Here is a 16,692-nt window from a genome sequence, read left to right on the forward strand (position 1 = left end):
TGCGAGTCCGGATGGACTGCCACTATGTCTACGAAATCGTCCAGTCGGTCCGGGACTGTCCGAATCCCGGTCCGATTGCTTGCTTAGGGTTTACGTTTTGTTTACAAGGTAGGCCACGCCGTCGCGGTGCAGGGGGTCGCAGCGGCCGACCCACATCCTTTCTGGAGAGAGAGACGGATGAATTTCCTGCACCGCCATCCTTTGGTTTTCGCGGTTTCGTTGTCCTTGCTGGCCGGTTCGCCCGCGCTGGCCATCGCCCAGCAGGCCGCGCCCGCTGCCCCCGAGTCCGCCACCACCCTGGACAGCGTCCAGGTCACCGGCACGCGCATCCGCAAGGCCGAGCTGGAGGGCCAGGTGCCGGTGCAGACGCTCAGCCGCGCCGACATCGAACGCACCGGCCTGACCTCGATCGGCGACGTGCTGCAGGAACTGACCGCGTCCGGTTCGGCGTTGAACACCAAGTTCAACTCCTCCGGCAACTTCGGCTTCCCGCCCGACGGCAGCGGCGTCGGCGCCGGCTCGGCGCAGGTGGACCTGCGCCACCTCGGCGCCAAACGCGTGCTGGTGCTGGTCGACGGCATGCGCTGGGTCAACGAGTCCTCGGCGTCCGGCGTGGGCGCGGCCACCGACCTCAACACCATCCCGCTGGCCATCGTCGAGCGCATCGAGGTACTGGAGGACGGCGCCTCCTCGCTGTACGGCTCCGACGCGATCGCCGGCGTGGTCAACATCATCACCCGGCGCAAGTTCGACGGCGGCCAGGTCACGCTGAACTACGGCCAGTACGACAAGGGCGACGGCGCCAGCAAGGGCGTGGACCTGGCCTGGGGCCACAGCACCGAGCGCACCAGCCTGTTCCTGGGCGCCAGCTACACCAAGCAGGATCCGATCTACGCGCGCGACCGCAAGCAGTCGCTGTATCCGGTGCCCGGCACCGGGCTCAGCTTCGGCAGCTCGGCCACGCCGGACGGCCGCTTCATCTTCGTCGATCCGGTCACCGGCGCCGAGCAGGACCTGACCCCGAACAGCGGCGCCAGCACCCCGAGCTACGACGGCAGCGCCGGCTGCACGCGCAGCGACGACTATCACTGCTTCGGCACTGCCGACCGCTACAACTTCGCCGCCTCCAACCTGCTGCTGACCCCGTCCGAGCGCAAGGGCGTGTTCGGCCAGTTCCGCTACTTCTTCAACGACGACGTGCAGTGGTACCTGAAACTGCTCGGCAACCGCCGCGAGTCGACCAACCAGGCCGCGCCGGAACCGATCTTCCTCGGCCCCGATGCCGGCACCGGCAATCCGCTGGCCGACAACATCGTCATTTCCGCGGCCAACCCGTACAACCCGTTCGGCTTCGACCTGGACTCGTCCAGCAACCTGATCATGATCGGGCGGCGGCCGGTGGAAGGCGGCGCGCGCGTGTTCGAGCAGCGCGTGGACACCCAGTACGTCGGCACCGGCTTCATCGGCAGTTTCGAGAGCGCCGACCGCACCTGGTTCTGGGACGTCAACGGCGCCTACAGCAAGAACAAGGCCGAGCAGACCAACTACGGCAGCTACAACATCTACAACATCAACCTGGCGCTGGGCGACCCGGCCGCCTGCGCCGCGGTGGCCGGCTGCGTGCCGCTGAACATCTTCGGCGGCGCCGGCAGCATCACCCCGGAGATGCTGCGCTGGATCCAGCCGGTGGTGCACGACCGCAGCCAGAACGAGCTGACCCAGTTCACCGCCAACCTCAGCAGCGACCTGTTCACCCTGCCGGCCGGCGCGGTGTCCTTCGCCACCGGCGTGGAGTACCGCAAGTACGAAGGCTGGTACCAACCCGATCCGCTGACCGTGATCGGCCACTACAACGGCGTGCCGTCGCTGCCGACCGAAGGCAGCTACAACGTCAAGGAGGCCTTCCTCGAACTGAGCGTGCCGATCTTCGCCGACTCGCCGCTGGGCGAGAAACTGGACCTGAGCCTGGCCGGGCGCTACTCCGACTACTCCACCTTCGGCGGCGAGTTCACCCCCAAGTACGGCCTGCGCTGGCAGGTGTCGCCGGACTTCGTGCTGCGCACCAGCTATGCCGAAGGCTTCCGCGCGCCGACCATCGGCGAGCTGTACGGCTCGGCCGCGCGCGCCGACCTGACCCTGTCCGATCCGTGCTCGATCGGCCTCGGCGGCACCGCGCCGCGCGGCAGCGCCGCCAACTGCGCCACGCTCGGCGTGCCGGCCGGCTACCAGCAGGCCAACTCGCAGATCTCGGTGACCACCGGCGGCAACCGCGCGCTGGAACCGGAGAAGGCGCGCAGCTTCAGCGCCGGCTTCGTGTGGAGCCCGTGGTTCGCCAGCAACGTGCCGTGGTCGGACCGCTTCGATGTCGAAGTGACCTTCTATCGCCACGACATCGACGGCGCGATCCAGGCGATCAACGCGCAGACCCAGCTGGACCTGTGCGTGGACACGCTGGACGCGACCTATTGCGACGGCATCACCCGCGCCTCCACCGGCGGCATCAACGGCTTCAACAACCGCCTGACCAACCTGGGCTCGATCAAGACCGATGGCTGGGACGTGGATCTGTTCTGGACCTCGCCGGAGACCGCGGCCGGGCGCTTCAAGATCGGCTGGCAGAACACCTTCGTCACCCGCTACGTCGCCACCGGCGCCGCCGGCCAGGTGCAGCCGCAGGAACCGGGCGTGGAAGTGGTGGACAGCGCGATCCCGGAGTGGACCAGCAACCTGACCCTGGACTGGTCGTTGAACCGCTGGAACGCCTCGTGGACGGTGCGGCACATTTCCGAACTGACCGAACAGTGCGGCGACGCGGTGGCGTTCCCGGTGTGCAGCAACCAGGCGGCCGGCACCAACACGCTGGATGCGATCACCTACCACGACGTGCAACTGGGCTACCGCTTCGACTGGCTCAAGGGCCTGACCGTCAGCGGCGGCGTCAACAACGTCTTCGACAAGGATCCGCCGATCTGCCTGTCATGCTCGCTCAACGGCTACGACGCGTCCACCTACGACATCCCGGGCGGCCGCTACCTGTATGTGCGTGCGGATCTGAAGTTCTAGCCAAGCGCGAAGGCCACCGTGGACGTCCGTGGAGACGCGACTTCCCGGTGGCTTGCTGGAATCGATCTACGATTGCTAGAACCAGCGGGTACCGGTAGTCCAGCAGACCCAAGCCGATGGCGGGGTGCTGAGCATCGACTATGCGCATGTGGACGGCAGCACGACGGGGACGCTGGTCACCAAGCCCGACGGAAGCAAGCGGCGGGTGGTGTTCGACCCGGTCAGCCACTATCCCAAGAGCGATACCCTGGCCTACGGCACCTCGCTGGCGCAGACGATCACGTACGAGCGCAGCGCCGGCGGGCAGACCACGGCCCGCATCGACGCCCTGGGCCGTCGCACCGAATACAGCTACGACAGCGCCGGGCGCACCACCCAGATCAAGGCATTGGCCGGCACCGCGCAAGCGCGCACGACCAAGCTGGCCTACACCGCCGACGGCGACCTGGTCTCGATCACCGACCCGCTCAACCGCACGACCAGTTTCGGCTACACCGAGCGCTGCCTGACCTCGGTGACCAACCCGCTGGGCAAGGTCACCAAGGCGACCTGCAATGCCGCGGGCCAGCGCCTGACCCTGACCGACCCGCTTGGCCACGCCACCACCTTCACCTGGAGCGGGGAAGACCTGACCCAGGTCAGCGATGCGCTGGGGCGCAAGGTGAAGTTCCGCTACGACGTGTTGGGCAGGATGATTGCGGCCGAGGATGCGCAAGGCAACGTATCGCGGGTGGAGTACGACAAGCTGGGCCGCGCGGTGAAATCGATCGATCCGCTCGGCAACAAGGTGGAGACCGGCTTCGACGCCAACGGCAACGTGTCCGCGGTGCTGTTGCCGCACGGCAATGGCGTGACCTACAGCTACGACAGCCGCGACCGGCGCCTGACCCGCACCGACGCACTGGGCCAGGTGGAGCGCTGGGCCTACGACACCATGGATCGGGTCACCAGCTACACCGACCGGCGCAACCGCGTCACCGCCTACGCCTACGACGCGCTCGGCCGCCCGACCACGACCACGCTGCCGGGGATGGGCGGCACGCTGACGGCCAGCTACGACGCCGGTAACCGGATGGTGGCGCTGGCCGACAGCCTGTCCGGGACGCTGGGCTGGAGCTACGACAACTTCGACCAACTCACTGCAGCCAATGGCCCGCAGGGGACGATCACCTACGGCTACGATGCCGTCGGTCGTCGCATCCGCATGCAGGCCGCGGCGCAGGCCGAGGTGACCTATGCCTACGACGACGCCGACCGGCTGACCGGCATCACCCAGGGCAGCGAGTCGGTGGGGTTCGCCTACGACAATGCCAACCGGCTCACCACCCAGACCCTGCCCAACCAGGTGCAGACGGTCTACACCTACAACAACGCCGACCAGGTGACCGGCCTGGCCTGGGGCAAGGCGGGGCAGACCGCGCTGGGCAGCCTGGGCTATGGCTACGACAGCAGCGGCCAACTGGTGGCGCAGACCGGCACGCACGCGCCGCAGGTTCTGCCGGTAGCCAGCGGCAACAACGCCTTCGACGACAACAACCGGCAGACCAAGGCCAACAACGTCGCCCTGAGCTACGACGACAACGGCAACCTGCTCAACGACGGCAGCCGCAGCTACGTCTGGGACGACCGCGACCGGCTGATCCGGATCGAGCAGGGCGGCACGGCGATCGCCAGCTTCAGCTACGACGCCTTGGGCCGGCGCACGGCCAAGACCGAGAACGGCACGACCACCCAATACCTGTACGACGGCCTGGACGCGGTGCAGGAAACGCAGGGCAGCACGGTCAACCCGATCCTGACCGGGCTTGGCATCGATCAGCGTTACGCGCGCGACGACAATGGCGGGCGGACGTACTTCCTGACCGATCTGCTGGGTAGCACGCGGTTGCTGACCAATGCGAGCGGTAGTGCGGTGCAGCGGTATGACTATGATCCGTATGGCAATACCAGCCAGACCAGCAGCAGCTACACGAACCCGTACCAATATACGGGGCGGGAGAGGGATGCAAATGGCTTGTATCAGTACAGAGCTAGATACTATCGGCCAGAGTGGGGACGGTTCGTTAGTGAGGATCCGATTGGATTGGCTGGTGGCTTAAATGGTTATGCCTATGTAGGAGGGAGTCCTATTGTCTTTGTAGACCCTTTAGGTCTTATGGGTAGCAAAGGTGCAGTTCTTAGGCCTTCGCGCTTACTTACGGGTTGCGAAAAGGAAATTTTGGCGCCATATTTTCCAAATTTGGATCTTAGTGGTATTAATGTGCTTCAGGGCATTCCGGTAGAGGCGCAAACCTTTGGCGCTAGTGGGGCAGATGCGTGGACTTTCATGAATAATGTATATCTTGGCGTGCCTGATGCGCCAAACTCTCGATCAATTATAATTTTGCTTGCGCATGAGGTGCGACATTCCGCCCAGTATGCTAATTTGGGTTTGCTGGATATGGCGCTTGGCTATGTCTATGATAATGTCAAATACGGATATAGAAATAATCCGTTTGAAGTTGATGCAAGGGATGTGGAGGCACTAGTGGCAGAAAAATTGAAAAATATGGGGGGAGCGCCGTGCGGATGTGCGCGCTAATTACCTTGATCATGTTATTGGTTTCTGCATGTGGCGGCCATGATAGATTGGAAGATAGTAATTTATATAAAAAATTAAGAAGCATGGATGAGCAGGGGAAATTGAAAATTTGTGAAAATTTACCAGCGGAAGAGAAGGCATCGTTGTTTTTTCTCACCATGCGAAGGCATCATGGTGATTATTCTCTGGATGATTGTTTTGCAAATTCTGGGTTGGATTTTATTTACACGCTAAAGTCTATGATTAAGCAGCGTGGCTTAGAGCAAGACGTCTTGCATCTTATTGTGATTGTCGCATCAATGAAGAAGGATGAGTTGATAAGTAGAGAGGATGTTGTAAATTTAGACTTGAAAAGTCTATGTAAAATTAAGGTGCCTCATGGGTTAGGGGTGTGTTACAGAATGGTGCATGAAATTGGTTGTTCTGGGGGCGAGAATGCTGGTATTAGAGTGGGTGGTTCTATAAATAAATGCCAGTGAAATTAATTTTTTGTTCCTGCTTTAAGCGTGGTATCACCAGGAGACGCAGGGCAGCACGGTCAACCCGATCCTGACCGGGCTTGGCATCGATCAGCGCTACGCGCGCGACGACAATGGCGGGCGCACCTACTTCCTGACCGATCTGCTAGGTAGCACGCGGTTGCTGACCAATGCGGCGGGTAGCGCGGTGCAGCGGTATGACTATGATCCGTATGGCAACACTACCCAGACAAGTACTTCTTATATGAATCCGTATCAGTACACGGGGCGCGAGAGGGATGCGAGCGGGTTGTATTACTACAGGGCAAGGTACTACCGACCGGAGTGGGGACGATTTGTTAGTGAGGATCCGATCCAGCTGAGGGCAGGCCCTAATGCCTACATGTATGCACGGGCTAACCCGGCTAAATACAGGGATCCATCTGGTTTATGGTCGGTAACGATCACACTTATCGATGGTTTTGGTGGTGCTATTGTTTTTGGTCAGGATCCAGAGACCGACCAATGGTTCGGTGGGGGGCGACTCGGGTTTGGAGTCGAAGATGGTATAAGCTTTGATCCTTACGGAAAGCGTCCTGGGAGAGATAAGACGCCTTGCCATGGGACCACTGTGGGGACATACATAGGTGTTGGAATTACTTTTGGTCCATGGTCGTGGAATCCAATACAAGGTGCAGCGGGCGTAGATATTGAATCAGGCGATACCTATCAAGAGGGGCCAGAGGCTGCTGATGCGGCTACAATGAACCCTTCACCGAAGTATGGACTTAGTGTTGGTGGATCAATGGGTCTTGAGGTAATAGGCCATTAGGCTACTTGGGGAGATTGGATGTGTTCAAGAATTTATACGAGATGCCGCGCTTTCTGCTGCTGATGACGTTGGGAGGGTTTGCGGCACTGACAATGGCGATCGTATATCCATCTCTGGGTCTTGATGCATCCGGGCGAGCTGTCAATTCGCCAATCTGGCGGGACGCTGGTAACTGGATCGCATTTGTCTTGCCGGCTCTTATCCTGGGTGTATCCTCAGGACTGATGATGTTTAGACTCAATCTTGGAAGGCTTCTTTTTGCTGCTGGCTGGATCGCCATGAGTATTGGTTTCTATGTCGCGAAACCTTCTGGTGTTATGGGTGCCTCTATGCTAGTCCCAGAGTTTGTTTTTATTTCTACACTGACAATTTCTATTTTTCTGTATTTGTATGTTTCGCCATCGGTGCGAAGGTATTTCTCGCCGCATGGCGACTCGCGCGAATGAGATTTCGATATCGCCGACGAGAGGCCGTTGGCATATGGAGGGGCGTGAGCTGAGCGAAAGGCTGGTTGCTATAGCCCATCCGCACGTCGTAACGCGGTTTGCCACTATTGCGCAAAGCCAATGGCAGGGCCGCGCAAGTCCTAGCGCAGCATCCCCTGCGGCACTTCGATCTCGGTCGCCACCGCCAGGTGGTCGGAGAACGCGGCGGGCAATGCGCGTTGTTCGTTGCAGCGCAGGCCGTCGCTGACCAGGATGTGGTCGATCGCGCGCTGCGGGCGCCAGCTGGGGAAGGTCGGTACCACGCAGCCCGGCGGTTGCAGCCGGGTGCGCTTGTACAGGGCCTGCATCTCGGGCCGGTCGGCGACGCAGTTGAAGTCGCCCATCAGCACCGCGTTGGGATGGTCGGACAGCAGTTCGGCGATGAAGGCCAGCTGCGATGCGCGCGAGTTGGCGCCCAGCGACAGGTGCGCCACCGCGATCGCCAGCCCTTCCGCGCCGTCGCCGAACTTGGCCAGCAGCACGCCGCGCCCACCGAGCCGGCCGGGCAGGGGATGGTCCTGGACCTCGACCGGCTCCAGCCGGCTGAGCAGGCCGTTGGCGCTGGAGGCCACACCGCCCATACGCCGGTTCGGCTGGTGGCTCCAGTAATTGAAGCCGGCGCGCTCGGCCAGGTAATGGGTCTGGTTGGTGAAGCCCGAGCGCAGGCTGCCCGGATCGCTTTCCTGCAGGCCGACGATGTCGTGCCCGCGGGCCAGCTGCGCGATCGCGTCCAGGCTGCTGCGCTTGCTTCCCGCCGGCAGCGCGTGCGACCAGCTGCGGGTCACGTAATCGCTGTAGCGGCGCGTGCTCGAGCCGGCCTGGATATTGGCGGTGAGCACGCGCAGCGTGCGGGTGGTGGGGTCGGTCACTGCGGAGCGGCCTGGTGGGAGCGGGAGCTTACTTGGCCAGCGCCGCGCGCTCGCGCGCGATCAGGTGATCGGCGATGCGCAATTTGTCCGGGTAGCTGTTGCCCTTGATCAGATACTTGCCGTTGACGATCAGCGACGGCGTGCCGTCGACGCCGCTGCGCATGGCGAACTGCTTGGCGCGGTTGGTCTTGCTGCTGACCGCGAAGCTGCCCATGGTGTCGGCGAACTGCTTGGGATCCACGCCGTACTTGGCGTAGAAGCCGGCGATGTCCTGCACCGAATCGCGGCCGCGCTCGCCCTTGAGGCTCTGGTCGACGTGGATCGCCTTGTACAGCGCCTCGTGGGTCTTCTCCTGCACCCCCAGCGCCTCGGCGGCGTAGAACGCGCGCGCGTAGTCGTCCCAGGTGCCGCCGAACATCGCCGGCACGTACACGAAATGCACATCCGCCGGCAGGCCGGCCTTCCATGGGCCGATCAGCGGCTGGAAGGCGGCACAGGCCGGGCACACGTAGCCGAACACTTCGGTCACTTCGATCTTGCCATTGGTCGGCTGGAACGGTTGGCCGCCCGGAATCTCCTTGTAGTCGGTGCCGGCGACCGGTTCGGCGCCGCTCGGCGTACGCGCCGCGACCGGCGCGGCGGGCGCCTCGGCGGCAGGCGGCGCAGCGGCATCGGTCGCCGGAGTGGAGGCGGTTTCGGCAGTGGCGGCGGGCGCGGTGTCGCTGGCGGCGGGCGCAGCCGGCGCCGCGGCGGGGGCGTCGGCGGCCGGGGCGACGGTATCGGCGGTGCCGTCCTGGGCCTTGCATGCGACCAGGATCGGCAGCAGGGCCATCAGGGTCAGGGCGAAGCGGGTCTTCATCGGCGGCATCTCCAGCAGGATAGGGGGCAAACGCCGGCCGCGCCGAGAAGCGCGGCAGGCAACCCCGTCATGATGCCATGGCGCGGATGAAGCGCCGTGTTGCGGGTCTACTTGCCCGCGCGCTCGCGGGCGACCAGCGCATCGGCGATGCGCAGCATGTCCTGGAAATTCTTGCCCTTGACCAGGTACTTGCCGTTGATCACCAGTGCCGGGGTGCCGGGGATATCGCTGCGCGTGGCGAAGTCGCGCGCGGCCTTGACCTGCGCGGCCACCTGCGGGCTGCTGTAGGCGGCGACGAAGTCCTGCGGCTTGACTCCGTATGCGGCGTAGAACGCGGCCAGCTCTTCCGGTGCCACGTTCTGCACCGGCACGCTGTGCTTGTCGTGGATCGCCTCGAACAGGTCGTGGTGGCTGCGGGTCTGCACGCCCAGCTTCTGCGCGGCATAGAAGGCGCTGGCGAAGCTGTCCCAGAAACCGCCGAACGCGGCCGGCACCAGCGTCACCCGCACGTCCTTGCCCTGCTTGCGCGTCCACTCTTCCAGGATCGGCTCGAAGTGCGCGCAGTGCGGGCAGGTGTAGCCGAACACTTCCACCACCTCGATCTTGCCGGCCAGCGGCGCGAACGGCTGCGGGTTGGCGATCAGCGCGTAGTCCTGGCCTTCGACCAGGGCGGCGGTCTTGGGCTGCGCGCAGGCGCTCAACGGCAACAGGGTGAGCAGGCACAGCAGCAGGCGGGGCAGACGGTTCATGCGATCTCCATGGCAAAAAACGAACGCCGGTCGTGACGACCGGCGCGAGGGGGAAGCGGTCGGGCGCCGCGGCGGCGGCGCACGCTCAGGATTGTTGCGCAGGCGCCGCCTGTTGTGGCGCCGCCTGTGCCGGCGCGGTCTGCGCCGCGGCCGCGTCGTCGGCGCGATCGTGCAGGCCCTGCAGATAGCTGCCCAGCGCCTTCATCTCCTGCTCGGTCAAGGGCTTGGCCACCTGCGCCATGATCTTGAACAGGGTCGGGTCGCGTTCCTGGGTGGTGCCGGCCTGGTATTCCTGCAGGCGCCGCGCCACGTAGTCGGCGTGCTGGCCGCCCAGGTGCGGATACGCCGGGCCGGGATTGCCGGCGCCGGTGGGACCGTGGCAGGCCATGCACGCCGGAATCCCGCGCGACGCATCGCCGCCGCGGTACAGCTGCTGCCCGACCTCGTAGAACTTCATGCCGGCGTACGGGCCGTCGCTGACCACCGCGTCGTCGGCGATGCCGGCGCCGGCCTTCTGCGTGGCGAAATAGGCGCCGATGTCGCGCATGTCCTGCGCGCTCAGCGGCTGCACGAACGGCAGCATCGCCGCGACCGCGCCGGAGGTGCGCTCGCCGTGCGCGATCAAGGCCATCTGCCGCGCGCTGTAGCGTTCGCTCTGGCCGGCGATGCGCGGATACATCGCCAGGGACGGATTGCCGTCGGCGCCGTGGCAGGCGGCACAGGCCGAGGCCTTGGTCTGGCCGGCCTTGGGATCGCCCCAGGCGGCCTTGCCGACGTCGCCCTCCAGCGGCGCGGTGCTGACCGGCGCGTTGTCGGGAATCGGAACCACCGAGGTCTGCGCGAACGCGACCGCGGCGGCGATGGAGATGGCGAGACCGGCAAAGGCGAGAACGCGAGCGTGGCGCATTAGCTGAAGCTCCGTATGACCCAACCCGCGGTTGCCGGGCCGGCGACCGCATTCGCGCGATTATCCCTGCGCCGCGCCCTGCCGGTCAATGAACCCCGCCCGGACCGGCGGACGTGCGATCCTAGCGCCATGTCGCTGCTCATCGAACGTGCCCAATACCTGCTTTCCGCCCACAATCCCCGGCAGCTGCCGGAGGACGGGGGCTGGGAGGTGGCCTTCGCCGGCCGCTCCAACGCCGGCAAATCCAGCGCGCTGAACGCGCTGACCCGGCAGAACGCGCTGGCCCGCGTGTCCAAGACCCCCGGCCGCACCCAGCAGCTGGTGTTCTTCCAGGTCCAGCCCGAGCGCTATCTGGTCGACCTGCCCGGCTACGGCTACGCCAAGGTGCCGCTGGAGCTGCAGGCGCACTGGCAGTCGTTCATCGACAAGTATTTCCGCACCCGCGAGGCCCTGCGTGGGCTGGTGGTGGTGATGGACATCCGCCATCCGCTGAAGGACTACGACCGGCAGATGCTCGGCTATGCCGTGCAGCGCGGCTTGCCGGCGCACGCGCTGCTGACCAAGGCCGACAAGCTCGGCCGCGGCCAGCAGGCGCAGGCGCTGCAGCAGGTGCGCAAGGAACTGTCCAGCTCGTTCGGCGACACGGTCAGCGTGCAGCTGTTTTCCGGCGAGACCCGCCAGGGGGTGGACGAGGCACGGGCCATCGTCGGCGGCTGGCTGGGCCTGGACGCGGAGCCTGCTGCCGCGCAGTGAGCGTGGCGGCGCTGGATTTCCGGCATCCGCTGCGCCGACGCTGCTTGCGAGCGATCGCTAGCGGCGGATGCGGCCGTCCTGTCTGCTTCGGGCTGCGTATGCGCGATGCCGGGCGCCCGCAGGGGTGGATGAGGCGACGGGCGTAGCGCGTCCACCCCAACTCCGCGAGACGCTTCGCGCCGGACCCTCACCCCAACCCCTCTCCCGGTGGGAGAGGGGCTAGCGCTGTTCCTTCTCCCACCGGGAGAAGGTGCCCCGCAGGGGCGGATGAGGGTACGTGCGCAGCCTCGTGCACCCCAACTCCGCGAGACGCTTCGCGCCTTACCCTCACCCCAACCCCTCTCCCGGTGGGAGAGGGGCTAGCGCTGTTCCTTCTCCCACCGGGAGAAGGTGCCCCGCAGGGGCGGATGAGGGTACGTGCGCAGTCTCGTACACCCCAACTCCGCGAGACGCTTCGCGCCGGACCCTCACCCCAACCCCTCTCCCGGTGGGAGAGGGGCTAGCGCTGTTCCTTCTCCCGCCGGGAGAAGGTGCCCCGCAGGGGCGGATGAGGGTACGGGCGCAGTCTCGTACACCCCAACTCCGCGAGACGCTTCGCGCCGGACCCTCACCCCAATCCCTCTCCCGAGGGGAGAGGGGCTAAGGCGCACCGCGGCTGTTTCCTTCTCCCACCGGGAGAGCGCCGCACTCAAAACGCCGCACTCAAGGCGTGGCCGGCAACGGTGCGAACTCGGCCGGCACCCAGGCGAACGCGTCGCCGTCGCGGCGCACATGGCCCAGGCCCGGGAACGGCAGGTGCGCGCCGGCCACCCACCAGCCGCCGTCGGCGGCCTGTGCCATCGTCCGTTTGCGCGCGGCGATCGCCGCGGTGCGGTCGCTGTCGGCCTCGTAGGAGGCCTGCGGCTGCGCGAATTGCACCGCGTGGTAGTGCACCAGGTCGCCCCACACCAGCAACTGCTGGCCAGCCCCGCCGTCGAAGCGGTAGGACACGTGGCCGGGCGTATGTCCGTGCGTATCCAGCGCCACCGCACTGCCGGGCAGCGCATCGCCGGGGCGGAAGCGACGCAGCCGGTCCTTGGCCTGGTACGGCGCCGCCGCCGCGCGCGCCAGCGGGAACGCGAACTTCAGCATCTGCGGCGCGCTCGCCTCGCTGGCCGGATCCAGCCAGTACGCGGCATCGGCCGCGCTCAGCCACACCGTGGCGTTGGGATAGGCCGCCTGTCCCTGCGCATCGAGCAGGCCGCACATGTGGTCCGGGTGGGCGTGGGTCAGCAGCACGTCGTCGACCTGCGCCGGCGCGTAGCCGGCTGCGCGCAGGTTCGCCAGCACCTGGCCCAGCCCCGGGCCGAAGCAGGTGGCGGTGCCGGTATCGACCAGGGTCAGGTGCGTGCCGTCCTGGATCAGGTAGGCGTTGACCGCGGTCTGCAGGCCCTTCGCGGTTTCCGGCACGTAGCGATGGTCGAGCAGGCGCGCGATCGCGTCGCTGTCCAGATTGGACAACTGCGCGCGCGGCAACGGCACCGTGCCGTCGAACAGCGCGGTGACGCGCAGTGTGCCGATCGCCTGGCGGTAGACGCCGGGGACCTGCTGGACGGGCGTGAGCGGCGCGGCGGCATGGGCGGCGGGCGGCAGCGGCAAGGCCATGGCGGTGGCCAGCGCCAGCAGGGCCAGCGGGCGCGAGACGGAAACGGGCATCGGGAGATTCCAGCGGAAGCGGCGGTCGCCGCGGTCCCTGCATGCTGCGCGGAGCGCGCTGCGCGATTCGCTCATTCGGCTGCGTGCGGCGCTCGCCGGCTTGTGCGTTGCGTACGCGCCGCGGGTGCGTCCTAGTTGCCGATACTCGCCGGATCCAGGCCGTAGCGCTGCTGGAAGCGCTGGCTGAAGCTGCGCGTGGAGCGATAGCCGGCGCGCGCGGCCACCGTCTTCAGCGGCCAGCGCGTGGTGTAGAGCAGTTCCATCGCATGCGCCAGGCGCGCGTCGACGAGCAGCTCGCGCAGCGTGGTGCCTTCTCCGGCCAGATGCCGGCGCAAGGTCGCGCCGCTCAGTCCCAGGCTGTCCTCGAGATCGCGCGAACGCCACGCGCGCTGCGGCTGCGCGGCGATCAGCTCGCGCACCTGCGCGGCGATGCTGGGGGCCGGCGGCAGCAGCAAGCCGCCGTGGCCGCGGCGGCAGAACGCGACCACCAGCGCCGCCAGCGCCAGCCGGGCTTCGGTGTAGTGGCCGTCCTGCAGCGCCTGCCGCCACTGCAGCAAGGCACTGCCGAACTCGACCGCGCGCAGCTGCGCCAGTTCCTCGCCGGCCGCCGGCAACGGCTCGTTCCACAGCGTGCGCGCGGCGGTCAGCGCTTCCTCGCACAGCGGGATCACCGCGCTCAGGTAGCGGCCGCCGTGCGGGTCGGGGATGTTGACGACGTCGATGCGGCAGTGCCGGGTCACCAGGAACAGATCGCCCGGCACGAACTCCAGCGCCTGCGTCGCGGTGCGTACCTGCTTGCGGCCCTGCAGCAGGATCGCCAGCTGCGGCCGCGGAATGTCGACCGAGCGCGCCCCGTGCTCGCGGCGTGCGGTGATGCAGGCATAGCCTTCGGCGCGTTCGCACTCGGCCAGCGTCGCCAGTTGCGCCAGCAGCAGGAATTCGGGGTCGTGGGTGTCGGCCATCGGTGGCGATGCTACAGCAGCATTCCCATTGCCTGCGGGAGCGGCTGCGGGTGGTCTCGGGCCATCGGTCGCGACGGGGCATTGCTCGATGCAGCTGTCGCGACCGATGTCGCTTTCGTTGGGGTTGAAGACTGCGGAAACTGTGGTGCGCCGCCCATGCTGCGCGGCGCCGCGTCAGACCTGCACGCCGAACAGGCGGCCGACCGCGCCGGTGGCCAGCATCGCCGCCGCGCCCCAGAACACCACGCGCACCGCGCCGCGCACGCCGGACGCGCCACCGGCGCGCGCCGCCAATGCGCCGGTCAGCGACAGCCCGAGCAGCGTCGCCGCGCCGGTCACCCACACCTGGCGGCCGGGCGGCGCCAGCAGCGCGGCCAGGATCGGCAGTGCCGCGCCGCAGCAGAACGCGGCCGCCGACGCCAGCGCGGCCTGCAGCGGCCGCGCGCGCAGGGTCTCGGTGATGCCGAGTTCGTCGCGCGCATGCGCGCCCAGCGCATCGTGCGCGGTTAGCTGCTCGGCGACCTGGCGCGCCAGCGCCGCATCCAGCCCGCGCTGCCGGTAGATGGCGGTGAGTTCGTCGAGTTCGCTCTGCGGATCCTCGCGCAGCTCGCGGCGCTCGATCGCCAGGTCGGCGCGTTCGGTGTCCACCTGCGACTGTACCGAGACGTATTCGCCGGCCGCCATCGACATCGCGCCGGCGACCAGGCCGGCGATGCCGGTCGCCAGCACCACCGGCGCCGGCGCGCCGCTGCTGGCCACGCCGACCACCAGGCCGGCCACCGACAGGATGCCATCGTTGGCGCCGAGCACCGCGGCGCGCAGCCAACCGGCGCGATCGGCACGGTGCAGTTCGGAATGGGTGGGGCGCATGGGACGCCTGCATGGCGGGAACAGGCCTGCAGCCTAGCCGAGCGCGGCACGGCGGGCGGTGCTGCGTCTCACTCTCGCCGGTGCCAACCGGGCGGATCTGTGGAATGCTGCAGCACCGCCGGTAGCGATGTGGGCTTCGCGCCGGTCACGCTATAGTGCGGCCCTTGCGATGGCGGCGGGCCGTCCCCACATCGCCTCATCTTCCGTGCGAGCCTGCCCTTGTCGAGCCCCAGCCACGTTGCCGAGACGCCGATCACCGACCGTGCCGAACTGGTCGAGGTGTTGGCCTCCGGAGAAAAGCCCGAAGCGCAGTGGCGCATCGGCACCGAGCACGAGAAGTTCGGCTTCCGCCTGGACGACCTGCGCCCGCCGACCTTCGAGGGCGAGCGAGGCATCGAGGCCTTGCTCAACGGGCTGACCCGCTTCGGCTGGGAGCCGGTGCGCGAAGGCGGGCGCACCATCGCGCTGCTGCGCGACGGCGCCTCGGTGACCCTGGAGCCGGCCGGTCAGCTGGAGCTGTCGGGCGCGCCGCTGGAGACCATCCACGACACCTGCGTGGAAGTGGGCAGCCATCTCAACGAGGTCAAGCAGGTCGCCGACGAACTGCGCCTGGGTTTCCTCGGCATGGGCTTCCAGCCGAAGTGGCGCCGCGACGAGATGCCGTGGATGCCCAAGGGCCGCTACCAGATCATGAAGAACTACATGCCTAAGGTCGGCAAGCTCGGCCTGGACATGATGACCCGCACCTGCACGGTGCAGGTCAACCTGGACTATGCCAGCGAAGCGGACATGATCAAGAAGTTCCGCGTGTCGCTGGCGCTGCAGCCGATCGCCACCGCGCTGTTCGCCGACTCGCCGTTCGCCGAGGGCAAGCCCAACGGCTACCTCAGCTACCGCTCGCACATCTGGACCGATACCGACGGCGACCGCACCGGCATGCTCGACTTCGTGTTCGAGGACGGCTTCGGCTACGAGCGCTACGTCGACTACCTGCTCGACGTGCCGATGTACTTCTCCTACCGCGACGGCACCTACGTGGATGCCAGCGGGCAGAGCTTCCGCGACTTCATGCAGGGCAAGCTGCCGGCGCTGCCGGGCGCGCTGCCGACGCTGCGCGACTGGTCCGACCACATGACCACCGCGTTCCCGGAAGTGCGGCTGAAGAAATACCTGGAGATGCGCGGCGCCGACGCCGGCCCGTGGGGCCGGCTGTGCGCGCTGTCGGCGTACTGGGTCGGCCTGCTGTACGACGATGCGGCGCTGGACGCGGCCTGGGACCTGGTCAAGGACTTCAGCCTGGTCGAACGCCATGCGCTGCGCGACGGCGTGCCGAAGCAGGCGCTGAAGCTGCCGTTCCGCAACGGCACCGTGCAGGATCTGGCCGCCGAGTCGGTGAAGATCGCCCTGGACGGCCTGCGCCGCCGCGCGCGCCTGAACGGCGACGGCCAGGACGAATCGCGCTTCCTGGAGCCGCTGGTGGAGATACTGCACGCCGGCGAGACCGCGGCCGAGCGCAAGCTGGCGCTGTATCACGGTGCGTGGCAGGGCAGCGTCGACCCGGTGTTTTCCGAGTTCGCCTACTGATCGGCATGCGCCGGCCGTGTTCGAT

General features: G+C 66.5%; 14 protein-coding genes. 7 read left to right on the forward strand and 7 right to left on the reverse strand.

From position 1 onward, the window contains the following. Positions 1-177 precede the first annotated feature (177 nt). The 5 genes from AB3X10_RS04120 to AB3X10_RS04140 all read left to right on the forward strand — a co-directional run bounded on the left by AB3X10_RS04120 (position 178) and on the right by AB3X10_RS04140 (position 7,380). Entirely contained in the window at positions 178-3,063 is a 2,886-nt protein-coding gene (locus AB3X10_RS04120; protein WP_369979303.1) for a TonB-dependent receptor, read from the forward strand. A 124-nt stretch (positions 3,064-3,187) separates the two neighbouring features. Next, the gene (locus tag AB3X10_RS04125; RefSeq protein WP_369979305.1) at positions 3,188-5,644 is read left to right on the forward strand and encodes an RHS repeat-associated core domain-containing protein; all 2,457 of its coding nucleotides are present in this window, start codon (positions 3,188-3,190) and stop codon (positions 5,642-5,644) included. A gap of 11 nt (positions 5,645-5,655) precedes the next feature. Beyond that, the gene (locus tag AB3X10_RS04130) at positions 5,656-6,123 is read left to right on the forward strand and encodes a hypothetical protein (RefSeq protein WP_369979307.1); all 468 of its coding nucleotides are present in this window, start codon (positions 5,656-5,658) and stop codon (positions 6,121-6,123) included. 187 nt (positions 6,124-6,310) lie between these two features. Next, on the forward strand, positions 6,311-6,934 hold the full coding sequence (locus AB3X10_RS04135) for an RHS repeat-associated core domain-containing protein (protein WP_369981647.1): 624 nt from the start codon (positions 6,311-6,313) through the stop codon (positions 6,932-6,934). A 41-nt stretch (positions 6,935-6,975) separates the two neighbouring features. Then, positions 6,976-7,380 carry a hypothetical protein gene (locus AB3X10_RS04140; RefSeq protein WP_369979308.1) on the forward strand — a complete coding sequence of 135 codons (405 nt, stop codon included), beginning with the start codon at positions 6,976-6,978 and terminating at the stop codon, positions 7,378-7,380. 140 nt (positions 7,381-7,520) lie between these two features. Here AB3X10_RS04140 and AB3X10_RS04145 read toward each other — a convergent pair whose 3' ends face one another. From AB3X10_RS04145 to AB3X10_RS04160, 4 genes are all read right to left on the reverse strand, one after another. Continuing rightward, positions 7,521-8,288, reverse strand: coding sequence for an endonuclease/exonuclease/phosphatase family protein (locus tag AB3X10_RS04145; protein WP_369979310.1), 768 nt, complete (start codon positions 8,286-8,288; stop codon positions 7,521-7,523). A 28-nt stretch (positions 8,289-8,316) separates the two neighbouring features. Beyond that, a complete protein-coding gene (locus AB3X10_RS04150; protein WP_369979312.1) occupies positions 8,317-9,147 on the reverse strand; it encodes a thiol:disulfide interchange protein DsbA/DsbL in 831 nt (276 codons plus the stop codon). A 107-nt stretch (positions 9,148-9,254) separates the two neighbouring features. Then, a complete protein-coding gene (locus AB3X10_RS04155; protein ID WP_369979314.1) occupies positions 9,255-9,896 on the reverse strand; it encodes a thiol:disulfide interchange protein DsbA/DsbL in 642 nt (213 codons plus the stop codon). An 85-nt stretch (positions 9,897-9,981) separates the two neighbouring features. Continuing rightward, positions 9,982-10,803 (reverse strand): c-type cytochrome, encoded by an 822-nt coding sequence (locus tag AB3X10_RS04160; protein WP_369979316.1) that lies wholly within the window; start codon positions 10,801-10,803, stop codon positions 9,982-9,984. 129 nt (positions 10,804-10,932) lie between these two features. On the opposite strand from AB3X10_RS04160, the gene yihA reads away from it, so the two are divergent. After that, a complete protein-coding gene (gene yihA / locus AB3X10_RS04165) occupies positions 10,933-11,556 on the forward strand; it encodes a ribosome biogenesis GTP-binding protein YihA/YsxC (RefSeq protein WP_369979318.1) in 624 nt (207 codons plus the stop codon). A gap of 702 nt (positions 11,557-12,258) precedes the next feature. Here yihA and AB3X10_RS04170 read toward each other — a convergent pair. The 3 genes from AB3X10_RS04170 to AB3X10_RS04180 all read right to left on the reverse strand — a co-directional run bounded on the left by AB3X10_RS04170 (position 12,259) and on the right by AB3X10_RS04180 (position 15,083). Next, positions 12,259-13,251, reverse strand: a complete 993-nt coding sequence (locus AB3X10_RS04170; protein WP_369979320.1) for an MBL fold metallo-hydrolase — start codon at positions 13,249-13,251, stop codon at positions 12,259-12,261. 131 nt (positions 13,252-13,382) lie between these two features. Continuing rightward, complete coding sequence (locus AB3X10_RS04175; protein WP_369979322.1) at positions 13,383-14,213, reverse strand: helix-turn-helix domain-containing protein; 831 nt, start codon at positions 14,211-14,213, stop codon at positions 13,383-13,385. 174 nt (positions 14,214-14,387) lie between these two features. Continuing rightward, positions 14,388-15,083, reverse strand: a complete 696-nt coding sequence (locus tag AB3X10_RS04180) for a VIT1/CCC1 transporter family protein (RefSeq protein ID WP_369979324.1) — start codon at positions 15,081-15,083, stop codon at positions 14,388-14,390. A gap of 219 nt (positions 15,084-15,302) precedes the next feature. Between AB3X10_RS04180 and AB3X10_RS04185 the strand changes: the two genes are divergently transcribed. Continuing rightward, positions 15,303-16,667 carry a glutamate--cysteine ligase gene (locus tag AB3X10_RS04185; protein WP_369979326.1) on the forward strand — a complete coding sequence of 455 codons (1,365 nt, stop codon included), beginning with the start codon at positions 15,303-15,305 and terminating at the stop codon, positions 16,665-16,667. Positions 16,668-16,692 lie beyond the last annotated feature (25 nt).

The organism is Xanthomonas sp. DAR 80977 (genome assembly GCF_041240605.1).
Lineage (GTDB): Bacteria > Pseudomonadota > Gammaproteobacteria > Xanthomonadales > Xanthomonadaceae > Xanthomonas_A > Xanthomonas_A bundabergensis.

Bases quoted from the DNA above. Each gene is read 5' to 3' on its own strand.
- yihA (WP_369979318.1), top strand. From the start codon at position 10,933: ATGTCGCTGCTCATCGAACGTGCCCAATACCTGCTTTCCGCCCACAAT.
- AB3X10_RS04130 (WP_369979307.1), top strand. From the start codon at position 5,656: ATGTTATTGGTTTCTGCATGTGGCGGCCATGATAGATTGGAAGATAGT.
- AB3X10_RS04160 (WP_369979316.1), bottom strand. From the start codon at position 10,803: ATGCGCCACGCTCGCGTTCTCGCCTTTGCCGGTCTCGCCATCTCCATC.
- AB3X10_RS04175 (WP_369979322.1), bottom strand. From the start codon at position 14,213: ATGGCCGACACCCACGACCCCGAATTCCTGCTGCTGGCGCAACTGGCG.
- AB3X10_RS04120 (WP_369979303.1), top strand. From the start codon at position 178: ATGAATTTCCTGCACCGCCATCCTTTGGTTTTCGCGGTTTCGTTGTCC.
- AB3X10_RS04140 (WP_369979308.1), top strand. From the start codon at position 6,976: ATGCCGCGCTTTCTGCTGCTGATGACGTTGGGAGGGTTTGCGGCACTG.
- AB3X10_RS04155 (WP_369979314.1), bottom strand. From the start codon at position 9,896: ATGAACCGTCTGCCCCGCCTGCTGCTGTGCCTGCTCACCCTGTTGCCG.
- AB3X10_RS04170 (WP_369979320.1), bottom strand. From the start codon at position 13,251: ATGCCCGTTTCCGTCTCGCGCCCGCTGGCCCTGCTGGCGCTGGCCACC.
- AB3X10_RS04180 (WP_369979324.1), bottom strand. From the start codon at position 15,083: ATGCGCCCCACCCATTCCGAACTGCACCGTGCCGATCGCGCCGGTTGG.
- AB3X10_RS04150 (WP_369979312.1), bottom strand. From the start codon at position 9,147: ATGAAGACCCGCTTCGCCCTGACCCTGATGGCCCTGCTGCCGATCCTG.